The sequence below is a fragment of the Streptomyces sp. Da 82-17 genome, from assembly GCF_046098215.1.
In the GTDB taxonomy this organism is placed as follows: Bacteria; Actinomycetota; Actinomycetes; order Streptomycetales; family Streptomycetaceae; genus Streptomyces.
Genome location: NZ_JBJURH010000002.1, coordinates 216,984 through 235,166 on the forward strand (window position 1 = coordinate 216,984; position 18,183 = coordinate 235,166).

Here is an 18,183-nt window from a genome sequence, read left to right on the forward strand (position 1 = left end):
CGCATACCCGGCACAAGAACTGTCGCACGAGGCCAACCGCGCCTCGCGAACCCCCGCGACGACAGCGTTCGACGGAAGAGTACGACGAGGGAGCCGACCATCCAAGAGCACGAGCTGCCCGAACCGGAAGCCACCCGGCGCGCCTCGGGCGTCGCCGAGAGCAGCCGCGCGAACCGCGGCTGGTGGGACCGGAACGCGGACGAGTACCAGGTCGAGCACGGCACCTTCCTCGGCGACGACCGCTTCGTCTGGGGCCCCGAGGGGCTCGACGAGGTGCAGGCCGAGCTGCTCGGCCCGGCGGAGGACCTGAAGGGGCGCGACGTCCTGGAGATCGGCGCCGGCGCCGCGCAGTGCTCGCGCTGGCTGGCCGCGCAGGGCGCCCGCCCGGTCGCCCTCGACCTCTCGCACCGCCAGCTGCAGCACGCGCTGCGCATCGACGACCTGAACTCCTCCGCTCCCCTCCCCCTCGTCCAGGCGGACGCGGGGGCGCTGCCCTTCGCCGACGGCTCCTTCGACCTGGCCTGCTCCGCGTACGGGGCGCTGCCCTTCGTCGCCGATCCGGTGCTGGTGCTGCGCGAGGTGCGCCGGGTGCTGCGGCCGGGCGGGCGGTTCGTGTTCTCGGTGACGCATCCGATGCGCTGGGCCTTCCCGGACGAGCCGGGCCCGGAGGGCCTGTCCGTCGCGGCGTCGTATTTCGACCGCACTCCTTATGTGGAGCAGGACGAGCAGGGCAACGCCGTCTATGTGGAGCACCACCGGACGGTCGGCGACCGGGTGCGGGACGTGGTGGCGGGCGGTTTCCGCCTGGTGGACCTGGTCGAGCCGGAGTGGCCGGAGTGGAACACGCAGGAGTGGGGCGGCTGGTCCCCGCTGCGCGGCAGCCTCATCCCGGGCACGGCGATCTTCGTCTGCGAACGGGACTGACGGTCGTACGGCGGCTGCTGGAGCGTACGAAGCCGGGGGACTGTCGGACTGTCGTACGGAGCCGTCCGGGAGACTGGGTGCGTGATCCGTAGCGACGTCCTGGAGCAGTTGCCCGTACGGCAGGCCGTGCCCGAGTTGCGTGCCGCCCTCGCAGGGCAGGGCGCGGCGGTGCTGTGCGCGCCGCCCGGCACCGGCAAGACGACGCTGGTGCCGCTGGAGCTGGCGGGGCTGCTCGGCGGGTCCGAGGCGCGGCGGGTCGTGGTGGCCGAGCCGCGCCGGATCGCCGCGCGTGCGGCGGCGCGGCGGATGGCGTGGCTGCTCGGCGAGAAGGTCGGCGACAGCGTCGGGTTCACGGTGCGCGGGGAGCGCGTCGTCGGGCGGCACACGCGCGTGGAGGTCGTCACGACCGGTGTGCTGTTGCAGCGCCTCCAGCGCGACCAGGAGCTGAGCGGCGTCGACGCGGTCGTCCTCGACGAGTGCCACGAGCGACACCTGGACGCGGACACGGTGGCGGCCTTCCTGCTCGACGTACGGGCGGCGCTGCGGCCCGAGCTGGAGTTGGTGGCGGCGTCGGCGACGACGGACGCGGAGGGGTGGGCGCGGCTGCTGGGCGGTGCGCCGGTGGTCGAGGCGCAGGGTGTCGCGTACCCGGTGGACGTGGTGTGGGCGCCGCCCGCGCGGCCGGTGCGGCCTCCTCATGGGATGCGGGTGGACCCGGCGCTGCTCTCTCATGTGGCGGCTGTGGTGCGGCGGGCGCTGGCCGAGCGGGACGGCGATGTGCTGTGTTTCCTGCCCGGCGTGGGGGAGATCGCGCGTGTGGCGGGCCAGTTGGGGGATCTCGGCGGCGTCGAGGTGCTGCAGGTGCACGGGCGGGCGCCGGCGGCGGTGCAGGACGCGGTGCTGTCGCCGGGTGCGGGGCGCCGGGTCGTGCTGGCCACGGCGGTCGCGGAGTCGTCGTTGACGGTGCCGGGCGTGCGGGTGGTCGTCGACGCGGGGCTCGCGCGGGAGCCGCGTACCGATCACGCGCGGGGCCTGAGTGCGCTGACGACGGTGCGGGCCTCGCAGGCGGCCGGGCGGCAGCGTGCCGGGCGCGCGGGGCGCGAGGCGCCGGGGGCCGTGTACCGGTGCTGGGCGGAGGCGGAGCAGGGGCGGCTGCCGCGCTTCCCGGCGCCGGAGATCAGGGTGGCCGACCTGGCGGCGTTCGCGCTGCAGGCGGCCTGCTGGGGTGATCCGGACGCCTCGGGCCTGGCGCTGCTCGACGCCCCGCCCGCCGGGGCGCTCGCGGCGGCGCGGGAGGTGCTCACGGCGCTCGGCGCGCTGTCCGCGGACACCGGCCGGGTGACCGAACGGGGCGCGCGCATGGCCCGGTTGGGCCTCCATCCGCGTCTCGCGCGGGCGCTGCTCGACGGGGCGGCCGAGGCGGGTGCGCGGGCCGCCGCGGAGGTGGTGGCGCTGCTGAGCGAGGAGCCGCCGCGCGAGTACGGGGACGACCTGGCGGCGGCGCTGCGGTCCGCGCGGCGCGGTGGCGACGCGTACGGGTCGCGCTGGCGGCAGGAGGTACGACGGCTCACCTCGGCGGTCGGGGAGAAGGCGGTCGGCGCGCAGCAGGGGCCTGGGGCCGCGCTCGGGGACGACCGGGTGTGCGGGCTCGTCGCGTCTCTCGCGTTCCCGGAACGGGTCGCACGCGCGCGTGGTGACGGCACGTTCCTGATGGCTTCGGGCACGGCCGCGGCGACGGGTCCCGGTTCGCCGCTGCACGCGGCGCCGTGGCTGGCCGTGGCCGTCGCGGACCGCCCGGTGAGCTCGGCGCACGCGCGCGTGCGGCTTGCCGCGGTCGTCGACGAGGAGACGGCGCTGCGGGCCGCCGCACCGCTGCGCTCCGCGGGCGAGGAGGTCGCCTGGGCGGACGGGGACGTGGTCGCGCGGAGCGTGGAGCGCCTCGGCGCCGTGGAGCTGGCGGTGCGCCCGCTGAGGGACGCGGATCCCGCGCTGGTGCGGGAGGCGCTGCTCACCGGTCTGCGCGCGGAGGGCACGGCGCTGCTCAAGTGGTCCGACAGCGCACGGGAGTTGCGCCTGCGGCTCGCGTTCCTGCACGAGCAGCTCGGGGCGCCCTGGCCCGACGTATCGGAGAACGCCCTCTACGCGCGCGTGCAGGAGTGGCTGGAGCCGGAGCTGTCGAAGGCGCGGCGGCGGGCGGATCTGGGGCGGATCCACGCGGGGCAGTGCCTGAACCGGCTGCTGCCGTGGGCGGACGGGCAGGCGGCGCGGCTCGACGAGCTGGCGCCCGAGCGGCTTGAGGTGCCGAGCGGTTCGCGGATCCGGGTGGACTACTCGGATCCGCGACAGCCCGTGCTCGCCGTCAAGTTGCAGGAGATGTTCGGGCTCGCCGAGACGCCGACGGTGGCCGGGGTTCCGGTCCTGGTCCACCTGCTCTCCCCCGCGGGCCGTCCGGCGGCGGTCACGGCGGACCTGGCGTCGTTCTGGCGGGACGGCTACCGGGGCGTACGGGCGGAGCTGCGCGGCCGTTATCCGAAGCACCCGTGGCCGGAGGACCCGGCGACGGCGGAGCCGACCCGGCACACGAACGCGCGGCTCAGGCGTTGACGGGTTCGGGCGCCGCCGGACTCAGGCGTTGACGGGTTCGGGCTCAGGGGTGGATTCCGCTTCCGGTTCGCCGGGCCTGCGGCTGCGGGCCTCCAGGACGAGGGCGAGGGTCAGCAGGGCGGCGCCGAGGGCGAGGAAGCCCCAGGGGAGGTAGCTGGTGAGGAGGAGGACGAGGACGCGCTGGGACTTGACCAGGTCGACGGTGTAGTCGATGTAGTCCTCGCGGATCTTGGCGTGGCCGGCGAAGGCGGTCACCTTGTCGCGTCCGCTGCCCTCCAGGAGGGTGCCGCCGCGCATCTCCTCCTTGTGGATCTCCTCGCCGTACACGGGCGCTCCTGTGGTCGGTTCGACCCAGAACTTGCGGACCGTCGTGTACCAGAATTTCGTGCCGGTCTTGCGGACGGACTCCGGCGTGATGCCCTTCACGGGAAGGGTGTTGGGGACCTCGACCTCGGTCCAGGGGATGGTCTGCTCGAAGTAGTAGACCTCTACGCCGCGGAAGTCGCGGGTGCCCTTGTAGTGGATGGGGGCGGTTTTGTTCGCCCGTGCGTCGTAATACTCGTAGTCCCTCTGCTCGGTGAGGAAGGGCCACTTGAACTCGATGCCCTCGCGCTTCACGGCCCGCCCGTCGACCATCTCGCCCTTGGCGTGCACGGGTTCCTGGGTGTGGGCGTCGAAGATGTAGCGCTCGGGGATCTGAGAGACCATCTTGCCGTCGGGGCCCACGACGTGGACGAGTCCGTCCCAGACGACGACGTCCTTCCCGACCTTCTTCTCGATCTTCTCCGACTCCTCGACGTTGCCCTTGAGGGTCTGCACGATGGTGAGCTTGTCGACCTTCTTCGGCTGCATGGTGCCGTAGTCGATGAGCGTCGCCGGCTTCACCTCCAGGACCATCTCCTGGTACTGGCTGGGCGGGATCTTCGCCAGACGCGGGAAGGCGTAGAACCGCATCAGGGGGGACAGGGCCGTGAAGAACACGGCGAACGCGAGCAGGACGAGGCCGGCCTTGCGGCGCATCGCGGCCCTCCCTACGGGTGGTCGGGGACGGTGGTGAGCAGCGGCTTCGGCGAGGTCTCGCCGGGCGGCGCGCCGACGGCCGTGATGGTGAGGACCAGCGCGAGCGCGGCGACGAGGCCGATGGCGGCGGAGATCAGGGCGCGCATGCTCGGCCTCCCGTGGTGGTGGCCAGGCCGGCCGAACCGCCGACCTGACACGGCGTCAGGGCGGGGGCACCGTAGCAATGCGGCCGTGAGATGAGAACACGTCGCACGGGCCGGAGATGGGCCGGGCGCGGGCCGAAGATGCTGTGCGGCGCGGGTCGGCGCGGGCCGGACAGGGCACCGCCCCCGGGCCCGGGGAGGGCGCGGGGGCGGAACGGTCGGAGTCAGTCCTGCTGCCGGGTCAGTCGGGGCTTGTCCTGTCGCCGGGTCAGGAGACCTTGAGCTCGACGGTGACGGTCCCGCCGCCGACCGCGGCGATCCGCAGCAGGTACGTGCCCTGCGCGCCGTCCGCGTAGATCCTCGGCAGCTTCAGCACGCCGTTCGCGTCGGTCTTGAGGCCCTTGAGCGTGCGGATCACGTCGCCGTCCGCGTTCTTGAAGTACGGGCCCTTGTCGTTGACGGTCGGGTCCTCCGCCGACTTGATCATGGTCGCGGTGACCTCGACCCCGACTGCCGCCTCGCCGTTGTACGTGGCCTTCACCTCGACGGGGACCGTGTACTCGGCGCCGGACGCGCAGGTCATCTCCTGGTCGCCGACGCGGGACATCGAGTCGGCCTGGCGGGCGGTGACCTTCGCGGTGTGCTCGACGGGGGCGAGGGTGCGGCCGACGACCTTGGCGCGGACCGTGAACTCGCCGGTCTGCTCGCCCGCCCGCAGCTCGGGCGCGACGGCCTTGCCGGTGCTGTCGGTGGTGATCGTCGCGCCGGTGGCGCCGCCCGCGAAGCGGGAGTCCGTGTCGCCGACGATCTCGTACCGGATCTGCACTCCGGCGACGCCCGCGCCGTTCGCGCCGTGCGCCCGTACGACGGGCCGGGCGGCGAACGTCTCGCCCGCGGTGGCGGTGAGCTCGCCGGTCCCCGCGTCCGCGAGCTTCGCGACCCGGTCCTCGGGCGCGGTCGGTGTGGGGGTGGGGCTGGGGCTCTCGCTGCCGCCGCCGGGGCCGGTGCTGGGCTCGGAGGGGTCGGTTCCGGTGCCGCCGGTGCTGCCGCCGCTGTCCGTCCCGCCGGTGCTGCCGCCGCCGTCGGTGCCGCCGTCGGAGTCGCCCGATCCGTTCGGGCTGTCGGTGCCCGTGGAGCCGTCGGTCGAGCCGGGCGCCGGGGCGTCGGAGTTCGCGCCCGTACCGGTGTTGGACCCGTTGTTCGTACCGGAGCCGGATTCCGTGCCCCCGTTCCCGGAGCCGCCCGTCGAGCCGCCCGAACCGCCCTTCGCCGAACCGGACTTGGCGTCGTCGTTGCTGCGGTTGACGGGCAGCACACCGGTGCCGTCGGGAACCTCGTGGGTGCCCTTGCGGTAGAACTCCAGCCACGACAGGACCGTACGCAGATAGTGCTGCGAGTGGTTGTAGCTGAGGATCGCCTGGTGCAGGCCCGCGGTGGTCGACAGGTCGCGGTCGCCCGCGCAGAGGTAGCGGCCGGCGGCGAGGGCCGCGTCGTAGATGTTGTTGGGGTCCTTCTTGCCGTCGCCGTTGCCGTCCTGCGCCCACGTCGCCCAGGTGGACGGGATGAACTGCATGGGGCCGACGGCGCGGTCGTGCGTGGTGTCGCCGTCGTACGAACCGCCGTCCGTGTCGCGGATGTTCGCGAAGCCGACGCCGTTGAGCTGCGGGCCGAGGATCGGCCGGAGGGTGGTGCCGTTGTCGTCGACGCGGCCGCCGCGCGCCTGCCCGGACTCCACCTTGCCTATCGCCGCGAGGAGTTCCCAGGGCAGTCGGCAGCCGGGCTTGCTCGCGCGCAGCTCCGCCTCGGCCTTCTTGTACGCGTCGAGGACGGTGGCGGGTATGCCGGCCTCGGCCTCCCGGACCAGCTGCTCCTGCTCGTCGCCCGGCGGGTACGGGCTGTCGAGCGGCGGAAGGTCCGTGTAGTACGGGGAGTTGCCGGTCGCGGAGTCGTCCGCGGGCGCGCTGGACTCGGTGGTCTTGCGGCCCTGCGGGGTGTCGGTGACGCCGGGCGCCTGCGACGCGGAGAGCGCCGCCACCGCTGCCGCGGCCACCGCCGCGCTCACCGCCGTCTTGCGCAGCCGTCGACCGTACAGCGCTGCCATACGTCTGATCCCCTCCCGCTGGTGATCGTGCGCGCAACTCCCCAGCGCGCTGACGCAGGCGACCCTACGGCAACTTCCCGCGCCCAGACACCCGTTCAGGTCCGCTTTTCACCGGTTGGCCACACGCCGGGGCGGCCTGTGCCGTCGGGGCAACGGTTCGTTTCCGCGGCCGGAACCGGAGGTGAATCCTCAGGTTCGGGCGGGTGGGGCGGGACGGGGGCGTGCCCTCACCAGGTTCGCGGGCCGCCGGAGGCGGGGCTCGGGGTGTGGGCGCGTACGCGGCGGCCCTCGGCGCCGGTCAGGCGGCGCCCGAACTCCTGCGCCCGCCGCAGCACGGTCTCGACGAGCAGTACGCGGGTGGGTCCGACGGTGTCGTGCCGGTGCCCGCCGCCTTCGAGCGCGCACCACAACAGGCTCTCGTCCTCCGGCACGGGCACCGGCTCGGGATCCGGCGGCCCGTACGACGAAGCCGCCCGTACGTCCGGTGACGTACGGGCGGCGAGTGCGGAGGTGGCGAGCGCGGGGGTGGTGGCGGCTCGGCAGGTGGCGGCGCGTCGTGCGCGACGGTCCTCGGCGCGTGCCGCGAGCGCGGATATCGGCACGAGCAGGACGGGGACCATGGCGGCGATCACGGCCGCGCGGCTCTGGTGGCTGACCATGCCGCCACGTTGCCTCCTGCCGGAACCCCCGGCACGGGCACGACGGCCATCCGGGTGTGCGCCCCGCCGTACCGGGCCCGCACGGCTGTCACCTGCTGTGATGCGGCGGGGACGATGGGTGTGCGGGGGTGCGGGGGTGCGGGGTGCGGTTGGCACGGTGGGGCGAGGTGGCCCCTCCCCGGTCCTCCTTGCACGCTAGGGGTGCGGGGCCGACGCCCCGCACCCCTCCCCCCTGCCCTCAGTGGGCCGCCGACTCCCAGTCCGTGCCGACGCCGACCGATACGTCGAGCGGGGCGCGGAGGCTGACCGCGCCGGCCATCTCGCGGCGCACCAGTTCCTCGACCTGCTCGCGCTCGCCGGGGGCGATCTCGAGCACGATTTCGTCGTGCACCTGGAGCAGCATCCGGGACGCCAACTCGGCCTTCTCCAGGGCCTGTCCGACCCGCAGCATCGCGATCTTCACGATGTCCGCCGCGGTGCCCTGGATCGGGGCGTTGAGCGCCATCCGCTCGGCGGCCTCGCGGCGCTGGCGGTTGTCGCTGCTGAGGTCCGGGAGGTAGCGGCGGCGGCCGAGGATCGTCGCCGTGTACCCCGTCGCCCGGGCTTCCTCCACCACGCGGTGCAGGTAGTCCCGCACGCCGCCGAACCGCTCGAAGTACGTGTCCATCAGGGCGCGGGCCTCGGACGCCTCGATGTTCAGCTGCTGCGACAGGCCGAACGCGGACAGTCCGTACGCCAAGCCGTACGACATGGCCTTGATCTTGCGGCGCATCTCGGCGTCGACCTGGTCGCCCGGGACGTTGAAGACCTGGGAGGCGACCGTGGTGTGCAGGTCCTCGCCGGAGGTGAACGCCTCGATCAGGCCCTCGTCCTCGGAGAGGTGGGCCATGACGCGGAGCTCGATCTGGCTGTAGTCCGCGGTCATCAGGGACTCGAAGCCGTCGCCGACGACGAAGCCGCGGCGGATGGCGCGGCCCTCGTCGGTGCGCACCGGGACGTTCTGCAGGTTGGGGTCCGTGGACGACAGGCGGCCGGTCGCGGCGACGATCTGGCTGAACGACGTGTGGATGCGGCCGTCCGCGGCGATCGTCTTGATCAGGCCCTCGACGGTGACGCGGAGCTTCGCCTGCTCGCGGTGGCGGAGCATGATCACCGGGAGCTCGTTGTCGGTCTGGGCGGCGAGCCAGGCGAGGGCGTCGGCGTCCGTCGTGTAACCGGTCTTGGTCTTCTTCGTCTTGGGCAGGCCGAGCTCGCCGAAGAGGACTTCCTGAAGCTGCTTGGGCGAGCCGAGGTTGAACTCGTGGCCCGCGGCGTCGTGCGCCTCCTTCACCGCCTGCTGCACGGCGCCCGCGAACTGCTGCTCCATGGCCTCGAGATGGGCCCGGTCGGCGGCGATGCCGGCGCGCTCCATCTTGGCGAGCAGCGCGGAGACGGGCAGCTCCATGTCGGTGAGCAGCTCGGCCGCGCCGACCTGCTCGAGCCGCTCGCCGAAGGCGGTGCCCAGGTCGAGGACCGTACGCGCCTGGTGCATGAGGGCGTCCGCCTCGGCGGTGTCGTCCGCGCCGAACGCCAGCTGGCCGTCGGCCTCCGCGGCCGGGGCGAGCTCGCGGCCCAGGTACTCCAGGGAGAGCGCGTCCAGGGCGAAGGAGCGGCGGCCGGGCTTGACCAGGTACGCCGCGAGGGCGCTGTCCATGGTGATGCCCTCGATGGTCCAGCCGTGCTCGGCGAAGACCCGCAGGGCGCCCTTCGCGTCGTGCACGACCTTCGGCTTCTTCGGGTCGGCGAGCCACTGCGCGAACGCGTTCTCGTCGGCCTCGTCCAGCTGGGACGGGTCGAACCAGGCGGCCGCTCCCCCGGCGGCGGCGAGGGCGACCTCGGCGACGGCGCCGGTGCCCAGCTTCCAGGAGTCGACCGTGGCCATGCCAAGGACCGCGTTGCCGTGCTCGGCGAGCCAGGGGGCGAGCTCGCCGGAGCCGAGGACCGTGCCGTCGATCTCCACGCCGTCGGCGACGGGCGTCTGGTCGGTGTCCTCGGCGCCCGGGTCGACGGCGAGGAGGCGCTCGCGCAGCGACGGGTTGCGGATCTCCAGGGTGTCGAGGACGACGGCGACGGCCTTGCGGTCGTACGCCGCGCGCTCCAAGTCGTCGACGGTCCTGGGCAGTTCGACGTCCCGGACCATCTCGGTGAGGCGGCGGTTGAGCTTCACGGCCTCCAGGTGGTCCCGGAAGTTCTGCCCGGCCTTGCCCTTGACCTCGTCGGCCCGCTCCACGAGCTCGGCGAACGAGCCGAACTGGTTGATCCACTTCGCGGCGGTCTTCTCGCCGACGCCGGGGATGCCCGGCAGGTTGTCCGACGGGTCGCCGCGCAGGGCCGCGAAGTCCGGGTACTGGGAGGGGCTCAGTCCGTACTTCTCCTGGACCTTCTCCGGGGTGTACCGCGTGAGCTCGGAGACGCCCTTCGTGGGGTAGAGGACCGTGACGTTCTCGCTGACCAGCTGGAAGGAGTCGCGGTCGCCGGTGACGACGAGGACCTCGAAGCCCGCGGCCTCGGCCTGGGTGGCGAGCGTGGCGATGATGTCGTCCGCCTCGAAGCCGTCGACCGCGAACCGCTCCGCGTGCATCGCGTCGAGCAGCTCGCCGATCAGCTCGACCTGGCCCTTGAACTCGTCCGGGGTCTTGGAGCGGTTCGCCTTGTACTCCGCGAACTCCTGGGAGCGCCAGGTCTTGCGGGAGACGTCGAAGGCGACCGCGAAGTGCGTGGGCTGCTCGTCGCGCAGCGTGTTCGCCAGCATCGACGCGAAGCCGTAGATCGCGTTGGTGGGCTGGCCCGTCGCCGTCGTGAAGTTCTCCGCGGGCAGCGCGAAGAACGCCCGGTACGCGAGCGAGTGCCCGTCCATGAGCATCAGGCGCGGGCGCTTGCCGCCTGCGGTCGGGTCGGCGGCCTTCGCGGCCTTCGGCTGGGCGGGGGTCTTCTTCGATGCTGTCTCTGCCACGTCCCCGATCCTGCCACGCCCCACTGACATTCCCGTCCGCGTCCGCCCACCGCACCCCTGCGGGCCTGGTGAGGGAGTTTTCCACAGGCCTCCCGGGTCCGGTGCGACGCGTGCGAGGATCGAGGCGTACGCAGACAGTGACTGTTCGAAGGAGACCGGTCATGGCAGGCAAGCCCCCCGCCGGCGATCCCGTCCAGGACGCACCGCAGGTCGAAGGCCCCAAGCACGCCGCCGCCGGGCTCCCCGCCATCGGGCACACGCTGCGCATGGCCCAGGAGCAGATGGGCGTGCGCCGCACGGCGCTGACGCTGCTGCGGGTGAACCAGAAGGACGGCTTCGACTGCCCCGGCTGCGCCTGGCCCGAGCCGGAGCACCGGCACAAGGCGGAGTTCTGCGAGAACGGCGCGAAGGCGGTAGCCGAGGAGGCCACGCTGCGCCGGGTCACGCCGGAGTTCTTCGCCGCGCACCCGGTGGCGGACCTGTCCCGCCGCAGCGGTTACTGGCTGGGGCAGCAGGGCCGCCTCACGCACCCCATGTATCTGCCGGAGGGCGCGGAGCGGTACGAGCCGGTCAGCTGGGAGCAGGCGTTCGACATCGTCGCCGAGGAGCTGGACGCGCTGAGCTCACCGGACGAGGCGCTGTTCTACACGTCGGGGCGCACGAGCAACGAGGCGGCGTTCCTGTACCAGTTGTTCGCCCGCGAGTTCGGCACGAACAACCTGCCGGACTGCTCCAACATGTGCCACGAGTCGTCGGGCTCGGCCCTGACGGAGACGATCGGCATCGGCAAGGGCAGCGTCCTGCTCGAGGATCTGTACAAGGCGGACCTGATCATCGTGGCCGGCCAGAACCCGGGCACGAACCATCCGCGCATGCTGTCCGCCCTGGAGAAGGCGAAGGCGAACGGCGCGCGGATCATCACCGTGAACCCGCTGCCCGAGGCGGGCATGGAGCGGTTCAAGAACCCGCAGACCCCGCAGGGGATGCTGAAGGGCACCGCCCTGACGGACCTGTTCCTGCAGATCCGCCTCGGCGGCGACCAGGCCCTGTTCCGCCTCCTCAACAAGCTGATCCTCGATGCGGACGGCGCCGTGGACGAGGAGTTCGTCCGCGAACACACCCATGGGTACGAGGAGTTCGCGGCGGCCGCGCGTGCGGCCGACTGGGACGAGACGCTGGCCGCGACGGGCCTGGAGCGGTCCCGGATCGAGGAGGCGCTCGCCATGGTGCTGGCGTCGAAGCGGACGGTGGTGTGCTGGGCGATGGGCCTGACGCAGCACAAGCACTCGGTGCCCACGATCCGCGAGGTGGTGAACTTCCTGCTGCTGCGCGGCAACATCGGCCGTCCGGGTGCGGGCGTGTGCCCGGTGCGCGGTCACTCGAACGTGCAGGGCGACCGCACGATGGGCATCTTCGAGCGGCCCGCGCCGGCGTTCCTCGACGCCCTGGAGCGGGAGTTCGGCTTCGCGCCGCCGCGGGAGCACGGCCTGGACGTGGTGCGCGCGATCCGGGCGCTGCGCGACGGCGAGGCCAAGGTGTTCTTCGCCATGGGCGGCAACTTCGTCTCCGCGTCGCCCGACACTCAGGTGACGGAGGCGGCGATGCGGCGGGCCCGGCTGACGGTGCATGTGTCGACGAAGCTGAACCGCTCCCACACGGTCACCGGCGCGCGTGCCCTGATCCTGCCGACGCTCGGGCGCACGGAGCGCGATCTGCAGGGCAGCGGCGAGCAGTTCGTGACCGTCGAGGACTCGATGGGCATGGTGCACGCCTCGCGCGGGCGCCTGGAGCCGGCGAGCCCGCAGCTGCTGTCCGAGCCGGCGATCGTGAGCCGTCTGGCCCGCCGCGTCCTGGGCGAGAAGAGCAGCACGCCGTGGGAGGAGTTCGAGAAGGACTACGCCACGATCCGCGACCGCATCGCGCGCGTGGTGCCCGGCTTCGAGGACTTCAACGCGCGCGTGGCCCGCCCCGGCGGCTTCGCCCTGCCGCACGCGCCGAGAGACGAGCGCCGCTTCCCGACGGCCACCGGGAAGGCCAACTTCACGGCGGCGCCGGTCGAGTACCCCGAAGTGCCCGAGGGGCGGCTGCTGTTGCAGACGCTGCGCTCCCACGACCAGTACAACACCACGATCTACGGCCTCGACGACCGCTACCGCGGCATCAGGAACGGCCGCCGCGTCGTCCTCGTGAACCCGGCGGACGCCCGCGAGTTGGGCGGCCTGGCCGACGGGGCGTACGTCGACCTGGTCAGCGAGTGGCAGGACGGTGTGGAGCGGCGGGCGCCGGGCTTCCGGGTCGTGCACTATCCGACGGCCCGCGGCTGCGCGGCGGCGTACTACCCGGAGACGAACGTCCTGGTGCCGCTGGACGCGACCGCCGACACCAGCAACACCCCGGCGAGCAAGTCCGTCGTCGTGCGCCTGGAGGCCCGCCCCTGACACCGCCCCCGTCGCCGCCCCGGGACGGCCCGCGGAGCGGTCTGGAACAATCGCCCCTCGTCTAAGCGTTTGCTCAGGCGGCGGTACGGTGCGACGCACGGCCGGACCGCCGCCACAAGGACGACGAACTGGAGTCGAGGCCCATGGGCGAGAAGCACAACGTCAAGTTCCCGCAGGAGATCGTCGACGAGTACGCGTCACTCGGCGTCGACCTGCCCGCCCTGTTCTCCGCCGGACACCTCGGCACCCGCATGGGCATCGAGATCGTCGAGGCCGCCCCGGACCGGGTCGTCGGCACCATGCCCGTCGAGGGCAACACGCAGCCGTACGGGCTGCTGCACGGCGGCGCGTCCGCGGTGCTCGCCGAGACGCTCGGTTCGGTCGGCTCGATGCTGCACGGCGGCGTCTCCAAGATCGCTGTCGGAGTCGACCTGAACTGCACGCACCACCGCGGCGTCCGCTCCGGCCTGGTCACCGGCGTGGCCACGCCCGTGCACCGGGGCCGCTCGACCGCCACGTACGAGATCGTCATCAGCGACGAGCAGGGCAAGCGGGTCTGCACCGCGCGTCTGACCTGCCTGCTGCGGGACGCCGCGCCCGACAACGGGCAGGCGGGCAAGGAGAGTTGAGCCGAGCCGGCTGATCGGGGGCTGTGGACCTTCGCGGGTCACCCGGGGGCACCGCGGGCGGGGCGCGTCACTTCAAGTGGCGCGCCCCGCCCGTCTGTTGCGCGGAGGGCGGCTCCCCGCCCGGCACTCCGCCCGACTCGCGCCCTATCCACACCCCGGCTCGCACCCCGCCCGCGCCCGCTCGCGACCCTCCCGCAGCCCGCTCGCCGTAACTGTGAGTAATGCGGGTGCGCCCCATCGACACAATCCGTTCACACAAGGCGGGTCGCCGAAATCCCGTATTCACACTGCAGGATTCACACCGGAAGCAATGCTCAAGATCATTTTTGACCCCTGAGCGGAACTGCAAATTCTCACCATGCGAACGACGGTGACAGCACCAAAAACGCTGTTTGGACCTCACCGAGGCGTCGCCCATTCACCCCGGATAACAAGAACGTCACATCCTGCCCCGCACCTATCCCGCATGCGTTCACCTGCGCTTAGAGTCACCGCCAGTCACCGCGCCGCCGGGCGCGAACTGAATTGCACGGCCCTGTACCACACCCAGTACGGCCCGGCGATCACACGGCGCCTCACCAACTGAGGAAGCCGCGCCAGGGAAAGGACCAATCGTGCGAAACCGTTCCTTGCTCATACTCACCACCGTGCTGACCACCGGGGCTCTCACCCTCACCGCCTGCGGCTCGCGCGACGAAGGAAAAGGCGGCGGTGACGGAGACAAGACCACAGTCGTCATCGGTGTCGACGCGCCTCTGACGGGTGACCTTTCCGCGCTCGGACTCGGCATCAAGAACTCCGCCGACCTCGCCGTGAAGACCGCGAACAAGGAAGGATTCGTCGAAGGCGTCGAGTTCAAGCTCGAAGCCACCGACGACCAGGCTCAGCCCTCCGTCGGCCAGCAGAACGCCCAGAAGTTCATCAGCAACAAGGAAGTTCTCGGCGTCGTCGGACCGCTGAACTCGAACGTCTCCCAGTCGATGCAGAAGCCCTTCAACGACGCGGGCCTCGTCCAGGTCTCCCCCGCCAACACGGGCACCGAGCTCACCCAGGGCGACGGCTGGAAGACCGGCGACCGCAAGCGCCCCTTCAAGACCTTCTTCCGCACCGCCACGACCGACCAGGTCCAGGGCGACTTCGCCGCCAAGTACCTCTTCAACAAGGCGAAGGTCAAGAAGGTCTACATCATCGACGACCAGAAGACCTACGGCGCAGGCCTCGCCGCGTCGTTCAAGGACACCTTCACCCAGCTCGGCGGAAAGGTCGTCAAGACCGACCACATCAACCCCGAGGACCGCGACTTCAACTCCGTCGTCACCAAGGTGAAGAACTCCGGAGCCAAGGCCGTCTACTACGGCGGTGAATACCCCGCCGCCGGCCCGCTCAGCCAGCAGCTCAAGGACAGCGGAGCCAAGATTCCGCTGATGGGCGGCGACGGAATCTACAGCGCCGACTTCATCAAGCTGAACAAGAAGGCGGAAGGCGACCTCGCCACCTCCGTCGGCAAGCCGGTCGAACTCCTCGACTCCGCGAAGACCTTCATCGAGAACTACAAGAAGGCCGGATACAAGGACGCCTACGAGGCCTACGGCGGCGGCACGTACGACGCCACCTGGTCCATCATCGAGGCCGTCAAGATCGCCGTCGAGGAGAACGACGGAAAGCTCCCCGAGGACGCCCGCGCAAAGGTCCTCGAAGCGATGAGCAAGGTCAAGTTCGACGGCGTCACCGGAAGCGTCTCGTTCGACGAGTACGGCGACACCACGAACACCATGATGACCGCCTACCGGGTCGAAGGTAAGGAATGGAAGCCGGAGTTCAGCGGGGCCTACAAGCCCGAATAGAACCCCGGCCCTCCCGGCCGCGAACGGCATTGATCCAGACCGCGCGGGAGCGCTACGAGCGCTCCCGCGCGGCGCCTTATCCGAACCATTCCACGGAGGCCTTGCGGTGAACGAACTGCCGCAGCAGCTGGCCAATGGACTCATCCTCGGCGCGATGTACGGACTCATCGCGATCGGCTACACGATGGTCTACGGCATCGTCCAGCTCATCAACTTCGCCCACGGCGAGATATTCATGGTCGGGGGCTTCGGCGCCCTCACCGTCCACCTCATGCTGCCCGAGGGCTTCTCCCTCGCAGCCGCCATCCCTCTCATGATCATCGGCGGCATGATCTGCTCCGTCGCCGTCGGCACCGCGGCGGAACGGTTCGCCTACCGGCCCCTGCGCGGCGCGCCACGACTCGCCCCGCTCATCACCGCCATCGGCCTCTCGATCCTGCTCCAGCAGGCGGTCTGGAAGTGGTACCCGGACGCCAAGAAGGACCGTTCCTTCCCGCAGTTCGACGGCGACCCGCTGACCATATTCGGCGCCAACATCCAGATCGGCAGCCTCTTCGTCCTCGTCGCCGCCCCGATCTGCATGCTCGCCCTGGGCCTCTTCGTCAACAAGACCCGCTCGGGCCGCGGAATGCAGGCCACCGCGCAGGACCCCGACACCGCCAAGCTCATGGGCATCAACACCGACCGCATCATCGTGATGGCCTTCGCCATCGGCGCCGCGTTCGCCGCCGTGGCCGCCGTCGGATACGGCCTCCACAACGGCCAGGTCGGATTCAAGATGGGCTTCATCCTCGGCCTCAAGGCCTTCACCGCGGCCGTGCTCGGCGGCATCGGCAACATTTACGGAGCCATGCTCGGCGGCCTCGTACTCGGCATCGCCGAATCCCTCGCCACCGGTTACATCGGTGAAATTCCCGGAATGGAACTCTTCGGCGGCGGCGCCTGGAAGGACGTCTGGGCCTTCACCCTCCTCATCCTCGTACTGCTCTTGCGGCCACAAGGCCTGCTGGGCGAACGCGTCGCGGATCGGGCGTGATAGCCATGACCACCAAAACCCTTGCGCAGCAGCCCACTTCGCTGCTCCCCCTGCCCGCCACCGCGGCCCGCGCCGGCGTCCTCGCCGGCTCCGCGCTCGCCCTCGCCGGCACCTTCCTCGCCTGGACCTGGACCGAGGAGTTCCCCGGCAACCTCACCGTCACCGGCTACCCCGGCGGCCTCCAGGTCATCACCCTCGTCGGCGCCCTGCTCACCGCCCTCTTCACCCTCTCCGGCATGGGCATACGCGGCCTCACCTGGCTCACCCCCGCCGGCAAGAGCAGCCCCGTCCTGCTCACCGCGCTCGGCGTGCTCGGCACCACCCTGTACGCCATCGCCGCGATATCCGTGCAGCTCGGCGGCATCGTCAACCTCGAACCGGGCGCCTGGGTCTCCGGCGTCGGCGCGCTCGTCGCCGTCGTCGCCGCCCTCGGCCTGCCCCACGACCTGCCGCCCGACGAGGACGCCACCGGCGCCTGGGGCCGCTTCAAGCACGCCCTCAAGGCACCCCCGGCGCCGCCCGCGAAGGAACTGGCGAGCTGGGCCGAAATCCTCGTCATCGCCGCGGCGTTCGGCACCGGCCTCTACGTCTTCGCCTACGGAATCGACGCGTACTCGGAGCTGTTCGTCGGCTTCCTGATCACCGTCGCCCTCGTCGCCCCGGCCGTGTTCCGCGCGGGCCTCATCGCCCGCCTCAACCGGCTCACCGCGAAGCACCGCACGATCACCCTGACCGCGGCGCTGATCGCCGCCGCCTGCTTCCCGTTCACGCAGACCGACGAGTCGTACGCCCTCATCGGCGCCAACATCCTGATCTTCGCGACCGTCGCCCTCGGCCTGAACGTCGTCGTCGGCCTCGCCGGACTCCTCGACCTCGGATACGTCGCCTTCCTCGGCGTCGGCGCCTACACCGCCGCCCTCGTGTCCGGATCGCCGCAGTCCACCCTCGGCGTCCAATTCCCGTTCTGGGCCGCCGTATTGGTCGGCGCCGCCGCCTCGCTCATCTTCGGTGTGCTCATCGGCGCCCCGACGCTGCGGCTGCGCGGCGACTATCTCGCCATCGTCACCCTCGGATTCGGCGAGATCTTCCGCATCACCATGAACAACCTCAACGGCAGCGCGGGCCCCGACGTCACCAACGGCTCCCAGGGCATTCCGAACATCCCCGATCTCGAACTCTTCGGCTTCAACTTCGGTATGCCGCACGAGATCGCCGGATTCACCCTCGGCCGCTCCGGCAACTACTACCTGCTGATGCTGCTCTTCACCGCGGTCGTCGTCATGGTGTTCCGGCGCTCCGGAGAATCCCGCATCGGCCGCGCCTGGGTCGCCGTACGCGAGGACGAAACCGCCGCGACCGCCATGGGAATCAACGGATTCCGCGTGAAGCTCATCGCCTTCGCACTCGGCGCCACCCTCGCCGGATTCGCCGGCACGGTCCAGGCTCACGTCTCCTACAGCATCACGCCGGAGCAGTACCTCTTCGCCAACACCGTGCCCCCGAACTCCGCGTTCCTGCTCGCCGCGGTCATCCTCGGCGGAATGGGCACCATCAGCGGACCGCTCATCGGCGCCGCGCTCCTGTACCTCATTCCCGCCAAGCTCCAGTTCCTCGAGGACTTCCAGCTCATCCTCTTCGGACTCGCCCTGATCCTGCTCATGCGATTCCGGCCCGAAGGGCTCGTCGCCAACAAGCGCGCCCAGCTCGAATTCCACGAGACCGGCCAACTCGACGTACCCGACCAACGACTCCCCGACGACGCCGTCGGCACCGCCAAGGCGGGGGCGTGACCA

At 71.4% G+C, this 18,183-nt stretch carries 12 protein-coding genes; 7 read left to right on the forward strand and 5 right to left on the reverse strand.

Annotation, left to right across the window (positions count from 1 at the left end; translation table 11 throughout):
* Nucleotides 1-99: 99 nt before the first annotated feature.
* Together ACIDOF_RS03975 and hrpB are read left to right on the forward strand one after the other, a co-directional pair.
* Entirely contained in the window at nt 100-924 is an 825-nt protein-coding gene (locus tag ACIDOF_RS03975) for a class I SAM-dependent methyltransferase (RefSeq protein ID WP_409004481.1), read from the forward strand.
* Between the two features lie 81 nt (nt 925-1,005).
* Nucleotides 1,006-3,528: an ATP-dependent helicase HrpB gene (gene hrpB / locus ACIDOF_RS03980; RefSeq protein WP_409004228.1), complete on the forward strand. Its 2,523-nt coding sequence runs from the start codon at nt 1,006-1,008 to the stop codon at nt 3,526-3,528.
* Between the two features lie 21 nt (nt 3,529-3,549).
* On the opposite strand, the gene ACIDOF_RS03985 is transcribed toward hrpB, so the two are convergent.
* The 5 genes from ACIDOF_RS03985 to polA form a co-directional block, all read right to left on the reverse strand.
* A complete protein-coding gene (locus tag ACIDOF_RS03985; protein WP_409004229.1) occupies nt 3,550-4,548 on the reverse strand; it encodes a DUF3068 domain-containing protein in 999 nt (332 codons plus the stop codon).
* Nucleotides 4,549-4,559: 11 nt separating this feature from the next.
* A complete protein-coding gene (locus tag ACIDOF_RS03990; protein WP_409004230.1) occupies nt 4,560-4,694 on the reverse strand; it encodes an SPW_0924 family protein in 135 nt (44 codons plus the stop codon).
* A gap of 265 nt (nt 4,695-4,959) precedes the next feature.
* On the reverse strand, nt 4,960-6,792 hold the full coding sequence (locus ACIDOF_RS03995; protein ID WP_409004231.1) for a lytic transglycosylase domain-containing protein: 1,833 nt from the start codon (nt 6,790-6,792) through the stop codon (nt 4,960-4,962).
* A gap of 227 nt (nt 6,793-7,019) precedes the next feature.
* Nucleotides 7,020-7,451, reverse strand: coding sequence for a hypothetical protein (locus ACIDOF_RS04000; protein WP_409004233.1), 432 nt, complete (start codon nt 7,449-7,451; stop codon nt 7,020-7,022).
* 238 nt (nt 7,452-7,689) lie between these two features.
* Entirely contained in the window at nt 7,690-10,443 is a 2,754-nt protein-coding gene (polA, locus tag ACIDOF_RS04005) for a DNA polymerase I (RefSeq protein WP_409004234.1), read from the reverse strand.
* Between the two features lie 161 nt (nt 10,444-10,604).
* On the opposite strand from polA, the gene ACIDOF_RS04010 reads away from it, so the two are divergent.
* From ACIDOF_RS04010 to ACIDOF_RS04030, 5 genes are all read left to right on the forward strand, one after another.
* Nucleotides 10,605-12,881 carry an FdhF/YdeP family oxidoreductase gene (locus ACIDOF_RS04010; RefSeq protein WP_409004235.1) on the forward strand — a complete coding sequence of 759 codons (2,277 nt, stop codon included), beginning with the start codon at nt 10,605-10,607 and terminating at the stop codon, nt 12,879-12,881.
* 143 nt (nt 12,882-13,024) lie between these two features.
* Entirely contained in the window at nt 13,025-13,510 is a 486-nt protein-coding gene (locus ACIDOF_RS04015; RefSeq protein WP_409004236.1) for a PaaI family thioesterase, read from the forward strand.
* Nucleotides 13,511-14,139: 629 nt separating this feature from the next.
* The gene (locus ACIDOF_RS04020) at nt 14,140-15,354 is read left to right on the forward strand and encodes a branched-chain amino acid ABC transporter substrate-binding protein (RefSeq protein WP_409004482.1); all 1,215 of its coding nucleotides are present in this window, start codon (nt 14,140-14,142) and stop codon (nt 15,352-15,354) included.
* Between the two features lie 106 nt (nt 15,355-15,460).
* Nucleotides 15,461-16,390 carry a branched-chain amino acid ABC transporter permease gene (locus ACIDOF_RS04025; protein WP_409004237.1) on the forward strand — a complete coding sequence of 310 codons (930 nt, stop codon included), beginning with the start codon at nt 15,461-15,463 and terminating at the stop codon, nt 16,388-16,390.
* 5 nt (nt 16,391-16,395) lie between these two features.
* Nucleotides 16,396-18,180 (forward strand): branched-chain amino acid ABC transporter permease, encoded by a 1,785-nt coding sequence (locus tag ACIDOF_RS04030; RefSeq protein ID WP_409004238.1) that lies wholly within the window; start codon nt 16,396-16,398, stop codon nt 18,178-18,180.
* The last annotated feature ends 3 nt before the right edge of the window (nt 18,181-18,183 follow it).

What these genes read in the sequence shown, in the direction of transcription:
- ACIDOF_RS03995 (WP_409004231.1), bottom strand. Translation starts at nt 6,792, where the DNA reads ATGGCAGCGCTGTACGGTCGACGGCTGCGCAAGACGGCGGTGAGCGCG.
- ACIDOF_RS04010 (WP_409004235.1), top strand. Translation starts at nt 10,605, where the DNA reads ATGGCAGGCAAGCCCCCCGCCGGCGATCCCGTCCAGGACGCACCGCAG.
- ACIDOF_RS04015 (WP_409004236.1), top strand. Translation starts at nt 13,025, where the DNA reads ATGGGCGAGAAGCACAACGTCAAGTTCCCGCAGGAGATCGTCGACGAG.
- ACIDOF_RS03990 (WP_409004230.1), bottom strand. Translation starts at nt 4,694, where the DNA reads ATGCGCGCCCTGATCTCCGCCGCCATCGGCCTCGTCGCCGCGCTCGCG.
- ACIDOF_RS03985 (WP_409004229.1), bottom strand. Translation starts at nt 4,548, where the DNA reads ATGCGCCGCAAGGCCGGCCTCGTCCTGCTCGCGTTCGCCGTGTTCTTC.
- ACIDOF_RS04000 (WP_409004233.1), bottom strand. Translation starts at nt 7,451, where the DNA reads ATGGTCAGCCACCAGAGCCGCGCGGCCGTGATCGCCGCCATGGTCCCC.
- ACIDOF_RS04030 (WP_409004238.1), top strand. Translation starts at nt 16,396, where the DNA reads ATGACCACCAAAACCCTTGCGCAGCAGCCCACTTCGCTGCTCCCCCTG.